Annotated in this window: 9 protein-coding genes; 6 read left to right on the top strand and 3 right to left on the bottom strand. The window is 30.9% G+C overall.

The genetic code is table 11. The annotated features are described in order from the left end of the window. The first annotated feature begins 85 nt into the window (after nucleotides 1-85). Together ACFQZW_RS11860 and ACFQZW_RS11855 are read left to right on the top strand one after the other, a co-directional pair. Nucleotides 86-688: a ribonuclease HII gene (locus ACFQZW_RS11860; protein ID WP_298265574.1), complete on the top strand. Its 603-nt coding sequence runs from the start codon at nucleotides 86-88 to the stop codon at nucleotides 686-688. A 54-nt stretch (nucleotides 689-742) separates the two neighbouring features. Beyond that, the gene (locus ACFQZW_RS11855) at nucleotides 743-1795 is read left to right on the top strand and encodes a nucleoid-associated protein (RefSeq protein WP_386783225.1); all 1053 of its coding nucleotides are present in this window, start codon (nucleotides 743-745) and stop codon (nucleotides 1793-1795) included. Here ACFQZW_RS11855 and lipB read toward each other — a convergent pair. Together lipB and ACFQZW_RS11845 are read right to left on the bottom strand one after the other, a co-directional pair. Next, nucleotides 1792-2484, bottom strand: coding sequence for a lipoyl(octanoyl) transferase LipB (gene lipB, locus ACFQZW_RS11850; protein ID WP_298265578.1), 693 nt, complete (start codon nucleotides 2482-2484; stop codon nucleotides 1792-1794). The genes ACFQZW_RS11855 and lipB overlap by 4 nt on opposite strands. After that, the gene (locus ACFQZW_RS11845; protein ID WP_298265580.1) at nucleotides 2484-2642 is read right to left on the bottom strand and encodes a YqaE/Pmp3 family membrane protein; all 159 of its coding nucleotides are present in this window, start codon (nucleotides 2640-2642) and stop codon (nucleotides 2484-2486) included. The genes lipB and ACFQZW_RS11845 overlap by 1 nt, the downstream gene beginning before the upstream one ends. Nucleotides 2643-2732: 90 nt before the next feature. Between ACFQZW_RS11845 and gldA the strand changes: the two genes are divergently transcribed. After that, on the top strand, nucleotides 2733-3626 hold the full coding sequence (gene gldA / locus ACFQZW_RS11840; RefSeq protein WP_386783222.1) for a gliding motility-associated ABC transporter ATP-binding subunit GldA: 894 nt from the start codon (nucleotides 2733-2735) through the stop codon (nucleotides 3624-3626). On the opposite strand, the gene dnaE is transcribed toward gldA, so the two are convergent. Further along, nucleotides 3627-8003: a DNA polymerase III subunit alpha gene (gene dnaE, locus ACFQZW_RS11835; RefSeq protein WP_386783220.1), complete on the bottom strand. Its 4377-nt coding sequence runs from the start codon at nucleotides 8001-8003 to the stop codon at nucleotides 3627-3629. A gap of 280 nt (nucleotides 8004-8283) precedes the next feature. Here dnaE and ACFQZW_RS11830 point away from each other — a divergent pair, with 280 nt between their 5' ends. Genes ACFQZW_RS11830 through rsxC form a run of 3 tightly spaced genes read left to right on the top strand, consistent with a single transcriptional unit; the run spans nucleotide 8284 to nucleotide 10962 of the window. Next, nucleotides 8284-8736 carry a SoxR reducing system RseC family protein gene (locus ACFQZW_RS11830; protein ID WP_298265586.1) on the top strand — a complete coding sequence of 151 codons (453 nt, stop codon included), beginning with the start codon at nucleotides 8284-8286 and terminating at the stop codon, nucleotides 8734-8736. Beyond that, the gene (locus ACFQZW_RS11825) at nucleotides 8736-9641 is read left to right on the top strand and encodes a Fe-S cluster domain-containing protein (RefSeq protein ID WP_386783217.1); all 906 of its coding nucleotides are present in this window, start codon (nucleotides 8736-8738) and stop codon (nucleotides 9639-9641) included. The genes ACFQZW_RS11830 and ACFQZW_RS11825 overlap by 1 nt, the downstream gene beginning before the upstream one ends. Further along, nucleotides 9634-10962 carry an electron transport complex subunit RsxC gene (gene rsxC, locus ACFQZW_RS11820; protein ID WP_298265590.1) on the top strand — a complete coding sequence of 443 codons (1329 nt, stop codon included), beginning with the start codon at nucleotides 9634-9636 and terminating at the stop codon, nucleotides 10960-10962. The genes ACFQZW_RS11825 and rsxC overlap by 8 nt, the downstream gene beginning before the upstream one ends. Nucleotides 10963-10964 lie beyond the last annotated feature (2 nt).

Here is a 10964-nt window from a genome sequence, read left to right as displayed (position 1 = left end):
TAGCAAAGGTAAATTATTTGAACGAAAATAATAATAGTAAATTGCAAGGATAACTTTTATTAATTTTGGTTTTTTATTTTAAGGTATGGGATTGAAAAAATATTACTTAAAAAATTCTATTGAGGTTGGTACCGATGAAGCTGGTAGAGGTTGTTTGGCTGGTCCTGTTGTTGCAGCAGCAGTTATTTTACCAACTAATTTTAAACATCCATTGTTAAACGACTCAAAACAGCTAACAGAAAAACAACGCGAATTGTTAAGACCTTTTATTGAGCAACATGCTTTAGATTTTGGCGTAGCATTTATAAATGAAAAAAAGATAGATGAAATAAATATCCTTCAGGCTTCAATTTTAGCAATGCATAAATCCATTGAAAAATTAACAACTTTACCACAACATATTATTGTTGATGGAAATAAATTTAAGCCTTATAAAAATATACCTCATCAAACGGTAGTTAAAGGTGATGCCAAATATATGAGTATTGCAGCAGCTTCTGTTTTGGCAAAAACGTATAGAGATGAGTTTATGCAAAAAATAAATCTCGAATTTCCTCAATATAGTTGGGGTAAAAATAAAGGCTATCCAACCAAAGAACATCGTAACGCAATTAGAGAGTTTGGGGTTTCAAAATACCATAGAAAATCATTCAGATTATTGCCAGAGCAGCTAAAATTAGCATTGTAATTTCTTTAAAAGTGCTATTAAAATTTTACATTTGCCTACTTTAAAAATGCAAAAATGATAAAACGAACTAGAACTTCAATAACAAAATTTATAATTCATAAAGTTGGTAACAAATTTAACAGTGCTACCAATGTTTTTTCAGAAGATGTTATCACATTTGATGAAGAAAGTTACGAATTAATGAAACCTTTTTTATTAAAACCTTTTGGAAATATTGCAGAAAGTTATCGTTTTAATCATCATGCTAATATTGAGCTGAATGAAATCAATAACTATTCTACTGAAATTTTTAAAGATGAAAGTTCTTTTGTAGAAATTTCAAAGCATATTGTAAACCATTTATTTGAACAATCTAACTCTGCACAAATTAAAACAGGAGATGTAATTATTGCTCTTTTTGAAGATGTTGAGTATAAAGATGTTGTTACACAAGCTTTAGGTATTTTTAAAATTGAAAATAAGATAGATTTTTTTCAAACATTTATGGAAAAGGGAAGTTTGGATGTTTTTGTTCAAAAAGGAATTAGTACTAAAAGACTAGATAAAGGGTGTTTAATTATCAATTCTTCAGATACTGAAGGAAGAGTTGTTTTAAGTGTAGATAATAATAATTACGATGCACAATATTGGATTAAAAATTTTTTGAATGTAAAATATGCCGATGATAACAATCAACATACACAAAATTACATTGAAATGTGTAAAGATTTCTCAGATGAAGTTATCAAAGAAGATTTTGGAGTGCACGAAAAAAGTAAGTTCTTAGCTAAAACAGTCGACTTTTTTAAAGAAAATGAAGATGTAAATATTCATGATTTTAAAGAGGAGGTTTTTGAAGAAGATGACAACCAAAAAGCATTGTTTGATGACTACAAGAAAAAGTTTGAAGAGATAAATGATGTTTTGGTAAGAAATCAATTTGCAATTTCTGATATTGTTTTAAAAAAACAAAAGCAAAAAATAAAAACGGAAATAAAATTAGATACCAATATTCAAATAAAACTAGACATTGATGCACCAGATGCTTCTAGCGAATATTTAGAAAAAGGGTATGATGAAGAGAAAAAAATGAAATTTTATAAAGTTTATTTTAATGAAGAAGATTAAATAAATTCTACCTCAAATAATTCTTTAAAGTTTTTTAAAATTTTTGTTTTCACTTCTTCTAAAGGTAATTTTTTATTCAATTCTGCCTCAATAGAAGTAACAGCTTTTCCTTTAATTCCACATGGAATTATATTGTCAAAATACCCCAAATTAGTGTTTACATTTAATGCAAAACCGTGCATTGTAACCCAACGACTAGTTCTAACTCCCATTGCACAAATTTTACGAGCAAATGGCGTTCCAACATCTAGCCAAACCCCAGTTTCTCCTTCACTTCGCTCACTTTGAATACCGTATTCAGCTAAGGTTTTAATAATAACTTCTTCTAAAAAACGCAGGTATTTATGGATATCAGTAAAAAAATTATCTAAATCTAAAATAGGGTAGCCCACAATTTGTCCAGGGCCATGATAAGTAATGTCTCCACCACGATTAATTTTATAAAATGTAGCTCCTTTTTTACTAAGTTGCTCTTCGTTTAATAACAAGTTACTCATATCGCCGCTCTTACCTAGCGTGTACACATGTGGGTGTTCCACAAATAAAAAGTAATTAGGAGTTTTATGGTTGGTATCGTTTCTCCTATTGTCAATTTTTAAATCAATTATACCTTGAAAAAGCTTTTCTTGATAGTCCCAAGTTTCTTTATAATCTTTTAAACCTAAATCTTGTAATATAACTTTTTGCATTAATTATTTGGATTGTTATTAATAATTAGGGCGGCAATAACGCCAGGGATCCATCCTAAACATGTTAAAATAAAAACAATAACAACAGAGCCACAACCTTTGTCAACTACTGCTAGAGGAGGGAAAATAATACAAAGTAATACTCTTAAACAACCCATAATTATTTTTTTTCAAAGTTCTTAAAATTATATGACGCATACAACGTTAATTTGTAACAACTAATTGTAATTAAAATGTATTTTTGTTAAATGTCTATCGAAGTTAAAAATATAACCAAGTTTTATAAAGATCAAAAAGCATTAAATAATGTTAGTTTTTCTATTAAAAGAGGTGAAATAATTGGTTTTTTAGGTCCAAATGGAGCTGGTAAATCTACTTTAATGAAAATAATAACTGGTTATATCAATTCTTTTGAAGGAGAAGTTTTAGTAAATGGATTCAATATTGTTTCGGATAAGATTAAAGCGCAAAAAAGTATTGGATATTTGCCTGAACACAATCCTCTTTATTTGGATATGTTTGTAAAAGAATACTTATTTTTTAATGCAGAAATTCATCAGGTTTCTAAAAATGAAGTGTCTAAAATTATTGAAAAAGTAGGTTTGTTTCCTGAAGCACATAAAAAAATAAATCAACTTTCTAAAGGATACAAACAGCGTGTTGGTTTAGCGGCAGCTTTATTACATAATCCAGAGGTTTTAATTTTAGATGAACCCACAACAGGTTTAGATCCTAATCAATTAATTGAAATTAGAAATTTAATTAAAGAAGTAGGTAAAAATAAAACAGTGTTGTTTTCAACTCACATTATGCAAGAAGTTGAAGCTATTTGTGATCGGGTAGTTTTATTAAATAAAGGGGAAATAGTAGCCGATAAAAAGCTTAATGAATTAAAAGAAAGTAGTCATCAAATAGTGGAAGTTTCTTTTGATTTTAAAATTGAAAAACAATTTATTGAAAAAATACCTTTTATAATAGAAGTTAACAATTTACATGATACTACTTGGCAACTAATTTTTGATACTAAAAAAGATATGGGAGCCACCATATTTGATTTTGCTCAAGAACATGGATTGAAAATTGTACAATTAAATACTCGAAATAGAAATTTAGAAAGTTTATTTAGAGAATTAACCTCTTAACTAACTCAATTTAAAAAGAACTTCCTTTTCCTCTAATTCTTTTAAAAATTGATTGGTAATTTTTACTTTGGCTGATCGGCTTCGCAAATTAACTTTAATTTTTTCTTTAAGGTCAAAGACTAAAAAATCAAGTGGAACGGTTCCTTCATTTTTTTTAATGATTTGTTGTAACCCTTCAATTCTTGTATTGTTCAACTCTTGAATATTAAGCTGTAGTAATAATTTTTTAGATTGTTTTTCCAATACATCTTGAAGAATTTTAATATCGGTAAATTTTATTCTTGGTTCTCCAATTTTGCCCTCTTTGTTTCTCCATCCTGGAGAGATATTTACTTTAATTTGTCTAAATGAATTTTCAGTTAAAAAGGGTTTAAAATTTAAATAGTCTTCTTTAAAAATTCTAAATTCAAAACTGTCATCAAAGTCTTGTACCACAAAAGAAGCCCATTCGTTGCCGTTTTGAGAAATTCGGTGTTGTACATCTGTTAAAATACCTGAAAATGTTAAATTTGATCCAACGTATTTTGATAAATCTTCTTTAAAAATACTTACTGAGCAATTGCAGAAATATTTAATTTCATTTTTAAAATCATCTAAAGGATGACCAGAAATATAAATACCAACGAGTTCTTTTTCTTTAGAAAGTTCTTCCATGACTCCCCATTTTTCTGCTTGTGGAATTTCTGGTTCTGGAAATTGAATTTCTGAAGCCTCACCAAATAGAGATACTTGTGCAGAATTTTTATTTTCTTGATATTTATTGCCATATCTAATTGCACGTTCAATAAAAGTTACGCCTTTTTCATCCAATTGATAATATTGAGCACGATGAACATTTTTAAAAGAATCAAATCCACCAGCCATAGCTAATCCATCAAATGCTTTTTTATTTGCGGCTCTTAAATCTACTCGTTTTGTTAAGTCAAAAATTGAAGTATATGAACCATTCTTTTTGCGTTCTTCAACAATAGCATCTACGGCTGCTGCACCAACTCCTTTTATGGCTCCCATACCAAAGCGTATTGCACCTTCTTTATTGACACCAAATTTGTAAAATGATTCGTTTACATCAGGTCCTAAAACAGGAATTCCAGCACGTTTACACTCTTCCATAAAGAAAGTAACTTGTTTAATGTCGTTCATATTATTAGATAATACTGACGCCATGTATTCTGCTGGGTAATGTGCTTTTAAATAAGCTGTTTGGTAAGCTATATAGGCATAGCAAGTAGAATGCGATTTATTAAAAGCATAAGCAGCAAAGGCTTCCCAATCTTTCCAAATCTTTTCTAAAACTTCTTCAGGATGGTTGTTTTTTTTACCACCTTCAATAAATTTAGGTTTTAGTTTTTCAAGCAGCGCAAATATTTTTTTACCCATAGCCTTACGCAGCATGTCTGCTTCACCTTTGGTAAAGTTTGCCAACTTTTGAGAAAGTAACATAACCTGTTCTTGATAAACGGTAATCCCATAAGTTTCCTTGAGATATTCTTCCATGTCAGGCAAATCGTAGGTAATTTCTTCTCTACCATGTTTTCTATCAATAAAGGAAGGAATATATTCCATTGGTCCAGGTCTGTACAAAGCGTTCATAGCAATTAAATCGGCAAACTCGGTTGGTTTTAACGATTTCATGTGTTTTTGCATTCCAACAGATTCGTATTGAAAAACACCAATGGTTTCACCTTTTTGAAACAGCTCGTAGGTTTTTTGATCGTCTAAAGGAAATTCATCAGGTATCAATTCTACCCCATGAATTGCTTTTACAATTTTAACGGTATCTTTAATTAGGGTTAATGTTTTTAGTCCTAAAAAATCCATTTTAAGTAAACCAGCACTTTCAACAACGTTGTTGTCGAACTGGGTAACATACATGTCTGAATCTTTAGCAGTTGCAATAGGTATTAAGTTGGTAATTTCTTCAGGAGTAATGATAACCCCACAGGCGTGAATTCCAGTATTTCTAACAGAACCTTCTAAGGCACAAGCTTGGGTTAATGTTTGACCTTCTAAATCATCGCCTTCTGCAATTCGTTTAAGTTCTTGAACATTTTCAAACTCTTCAGAGCGCAATCCTTTAATTTTGTTCTTACTTTTTTCATCTTCGCCAAAAATGTTTTGTAGTTTTACACCTGGGATTAGTTTTGCAATTCTATCGGCTTCGTGTAAAGGTAAATCTAAGGCCCTTGCGGTATCTCTTACCGAAGATTTTGCTGCCATAGTACCATAGGTAATAATTTGAGCAACTTGGCTGGCTCCGTACTTTTCTATCACAAAATCTATCACCTTTTGTCTACCTTCATCATCAAAATCAATATCAATATCGGGAAGTGATACACGATCTGGGTTTAAGAAACGCTCAAAAAGTAGGTCGTATTTAATTGGATCAATATTAGTAATCCAAAGACAGTAAGCAACAGCAGAGCCAGCTGCTGAGCCACGACCAGGTCCCACAGAAACTCCCATTTTTCGAGCTTCTAAAATAAAATCCCAAACGATTAAAAAATAACCAGGGTAACCTGTTTTTTCAATAATGGAAAGTTCAAAATCTAAACGTTCTTTAATGTCTTTATCAAAATTAGCACCATATCTTTTTTTAGCGCCTTCAAAAGTTAGGTGTTTTAAATAGGCATTTTCCCCACGAACACCTCCATCAATTTCATCTTGCGGATCAATAAATTGTTGAGGAATATCAAATTTTGGTAATAATACATCTCTAGCGAGTGTATAGGTTTCAATTTTACTAACAATTTCCTCAATATTGGTAATTGCTTCAGGAACATCAACAAACAAGTCTTTCATTTGTTGTTGATTTTTAAAGTAGTATTCACTATTTGGAAGACCAAATCGGTATCCTCTTCCTTTTCCTTTTGGGGTGGCAATTTTTTCGCCGTCTTTTACACATAATAAAATATCATGTGCTTCAGACTCATCTTTAGAAGTGTAAAAAGTATTATTGGTGGCAATTAATTTTACGTTGTGTTTTTTAGAAAATTCAATTAATACGGTATTAACATGATCTTCATTTTCTTGGTTATGGCGCATAATTTCTAAATAGAAATCATCTCCAAATTGTTCTTTCCACCACAGCAATGCTTCTTCAGCCTGATTTTCACCAACATTTAAAATCTTGCTTGGAATCTCTCCATATAAATTTCCTGAAAGTACTATTAAGTCTTCTTTGTATTGCTCAATAATTTTTTTATCAATTCTAGGTACGTAGTAAAATCCTTGAGTATGAGAAATGGAGGACATTTTAGCTAAATTATGATAGCCGTTTTTATTTTTTGCTAGGATGACTATTTGATATCCATTGTCTTTTCTAGTTTTGTCTAAATGATTTTCACAAACATTGAATTCACATCCTAAAATGGGGGTTAATAATTGTTTAGGATGTTGTCCTTCTTCTAAATCATCATTAAACTTTTTAGCAGAAGAATTGTAAGAAAGAGCTTCTTTAATAAAGTTAAAAGCGCCCATCATATTACCGCTATCAGTTAAAGCAACAGCAGGCATATGGTACTTTACAGCAGAATTTATTAAATTGCTGATGCTGGAAGTAGATTGTAAAACAGAAAATTGTGAATGACAGTGCAAATGTGAAAAGGAAGCCTCTTTAAAATCTTTTATAACATCTTTAGAATGAGATGAAAGGTCAACCTTAGTTTCTGTCTTGGTTTTTAACTTTTTACTTTCTTTTTTTAAGTTTAGATGTTTTAAGCCAATAACATTGATTGTTGTTGGATTTTTAGCATTAAAGTTTTCAAAATAATCTGAAGGAACATCTAATTCTTCTTGGGTATAAACACGCTGTCTAATCAATTCTAAAAAACAACGAGTAGTTGCTTCAACATCAGCTGTAGCATTGTGGGCTTCAGCAAAAGGTTCATTAAAAAGGTGTTCATGCAATTCGGTAAGTGTAGGTAGTTTAAATTTACCTCCTCTACCTCCAGGAATTTGACAAAGAGCAGCGGTTGTTTCTGTACAAGTGTCTAAAATTGGTAATTCTAACAGGGTAGTTTCCAATTCTTTTCTAACATATTCACAGCCCATTACGTTAAGGTCAAAATTTACATTTTGACCAACAACAAATTTTGATTTAGAGAGCGCTTTATTAAAAAGATGTAATACTTTTTCTAAACGTTCACCTTTACTTTCAGCAAGTTCAGTTGAAATTCCATGTATTTGCTCAGCATCATACGGAATATTATAATCTTCAGGTTGAATCAAAAAGTCTTGTTGCTCAATTAATTCACCATATTCATTATGCAATTGCCAAGCAATTTGAACACATCTTGGCCAATTTTCTGTATCAGTAATTGGTGCATTCCAATTTTTTGGTAAACCAGTGGTTTCTGTGTCAAATATTAAAAACATGTGCTAGAATGTTAGGTGAAAAATGAGTTTTTAAAAATAGGAATTTAATAAGATTTTATATTTGTAATCAATGATTATTTATTAACAATCAGGTTTTATTTTTAGATGTTTAACAGAATTTAAGAAAGCTAAATGATATTGAATAAAATTGAAGAATATTTTAAAATTATCGCAATAACCATAGCTTTAAATTTAAACAATAAAATCCTAACATAGGTCATACTTTATAAAAAAAAGATGTCCTAATTTTAGCAATGCAAGTTAATGCAGATAAATGATAATGGAAAAACTTGATTTAAATAGCTATAAAAACCAAGGTCAAAACACGATAAATCACGAGGGAATTATTTCTAAGATTTCTAACGGAGTTTTAACAGTTTCGTTAAAAGGAAATATAAACTGTGAGGCTTGTAATGCAAAAGCAGCCTGTGGAGTTTCAGAATCAAATTCAAAAGAAATTGAAATTGAAACTAACAACTCTTCATTTCAACTAAATGAACAAGTTGAAGTTATTTTAGCGAAGCAATTAGGCTTAAAAGCAGTTTTTTGGGCGTATGTTTTTCCTTTTGTTTTAGTACTTGTTGTGCTATTTGTTTCTTCAAACTTTTTAAAAGAATGGCAAGCAGGTTTGATAGCCCTTTTTGTTTTGGCTCCTTACTATTTTACGCTTTATGTTTTAAAAAATTTATTTAAAAAAACATTTAAAGTTTCAATTTTAAAAAATAACTACTAATGACAGATTCAGTTTTATATAGTGTTTTGTTGTTGGCTTCTTTAGGAATTGTTGCGGCAGTAGTGCTGTATGTAGTTTCTAAAAAGTTTTACGTATATGAAAATCCACTAATTGCAGATGTTGATGAAATATTGCCAGGTGCAAATTGTGCAGGTTGCGGATCACCTGGTTGTAAATCTTTTGCTGAAAAATTGGTAAATACAGAAGATATATCAGATATGTTTTGTCCAGTAGGAGGAAACGAGGTGATGAAACAAGTGGCAACTATATTAGGAAAAGAAGTAGCAGAAAAAGATCCAACAGTAGCAGTGTTACGTTGTCAAGGAAGTTGTGAAGTTCGTCCTAAAACAACCGAGTTTCAAGGGCCTAGAACTTGTGCTATTTCAGCAATGATTTATAGTGGTGAAACAGACTGTCAATATGGGTGTTTAGGAGACGGTGACTGTGTTAAGGTATGTAAGTTTGATGCTATGTATATGGATGAAACTACAGGTTTACCAGTGATCATTACCGACAAATGTACAAGTTGTGGTGCTTGTGTTGAAGAATGTCCACGCGATATTATTGAAATGAGACCACGTAATAAGCGTGATTTAAAAGTGTTTGTAGGTTGTTTGAATGAAGATAAAGGAGGAATTGCAAAAAAATCCTGTGCGGTTGCTTGTATTGGTTGTTCTAAATGTGAAGATATTTGCCCAAAAGATGCCGTAGTTATGGTGAATAATTTAGCCTACATAGATCCTGTTTTGTGTACACTATGTAGAAAATGTGTAGATGTTTGCCCTACTCACTCTATTATTGAAACAAATTTCCCTCCTAAGAAACCAAAAAAAGTGGTAGCGAAAAAAAACCTTATAAAAAAAGAAGCAACTGTTGAACCCTTAAATGTAAAAACTGATGCTTAAAACATTTCCAAAAGGAGGAATTCATCCTCCAGAAAATAAAATTACTGCAGAAAAAAGAATTAGAAGAATGACCGTTCCTAAGGTGGTTTATGTGCCAATAGCGCAACATATTGGAATTCCTTCTGAAATTATCGTAGAGAAAAAAGATAAAGTTGAAATTGGTCAGGTAATTGCAAAATCTGGTGGATTTGTTTCTTCAAATATTCATTCTCCTGTTGCAGGTATAGTGACTAAATTAGATATGATTATTGACACAAGTGGTTATAAAAAACAATGCATAGTGATTAGAACTGATGTTAAAAACGAATCTAATTTTGAAGAAAAAGACTATCCTTTAAAGTCGCAAATTGATATGGCTCCTAAAGCTATTTTACAGCGTATTTCAGATTTTGGAATTGTTGGTTTAGGAGGCGCAACTTTTCCATCTCATGTTAAATTAAATGTAAAAGAAGGTGTAAAGTTAGATTGTTTATTAATTAACGGTGTTGAATGTGAACCTTATTTAACTGCTGATCATAGATTAATGCTCGAAAAGGCAGATGAAATTGTTGTTGGTATTAAAATTTTGTTAGTTGCCTTAAATATAAATAAAGCAATTATTGGCATTGAAAATAATAAGAAAGATGCTATTAAATTATTTAAAGAACTTACCAAAAATGAATCTAATATTCAGGTAGCTGCTTTGCAAGTAAAATACCCTCAAGGTGGAGAAAAACAATTAGTGAAAGCAATTTTAGGAAGAGAAGTTCCAAAAAATGGATTGCCTTTAGATGTGGGTGTTATTGTTCATAATGTTGGAACTATTTTTGCCATTTATGAAGCCGTTCAATACAATAAACCTTTAACTGAACGTGTAGTAACAGTTACAGGTAAAAAATTAGAAAATCCTTCAAATTTTTGGGTGAAAATAGGAACTCCAATTACCGACTTAGTTACAGAGGTTGGAGGTTTGCCTGAAGGTACTCGAAAATTGGTTAATGGAGGGCCAATGATGGGGAAAGCTATTAAAAATACCGATGTACCGGTTACAAAAGGAACTTCAGGTATTTTAGTTATTTCAGAAGAGGAAGCAAGTAGAGGTGAGGCAAAAAATTGTATTCGTTGCGGCGAATGTGTTTTTGTGTGTCCTATGGGGTTGGAACCTCATTTGTTAATGAATCTTACAGAAAAAGGATTTTATGAAAAAGCTTCAAATGAAGATATTATGACCTGTATTGAATGTGGTTCGTGTAGCTATGTATGTCCTTCGCATAGACCCTTGCTAGATTATATTCGCTTTGGAAAAAACATTGTTAAAAAATTACAAACCGCTAAAAATTAAAA

Source organism: Lutibacter aestuarii (assembly GCF_042676885.1).
In the GTDB taxonomy this organism is placed as follows: domain Bacteria; phylum Bacteroidota; class Bacteroidia; order Flavobacteriales; family Flavobacteriaceae; genus Lutibacter; species Lutibacter aestuarii.
This window is presented reverse-complemented; position numbering and strand designations above follow the sequence as displayed.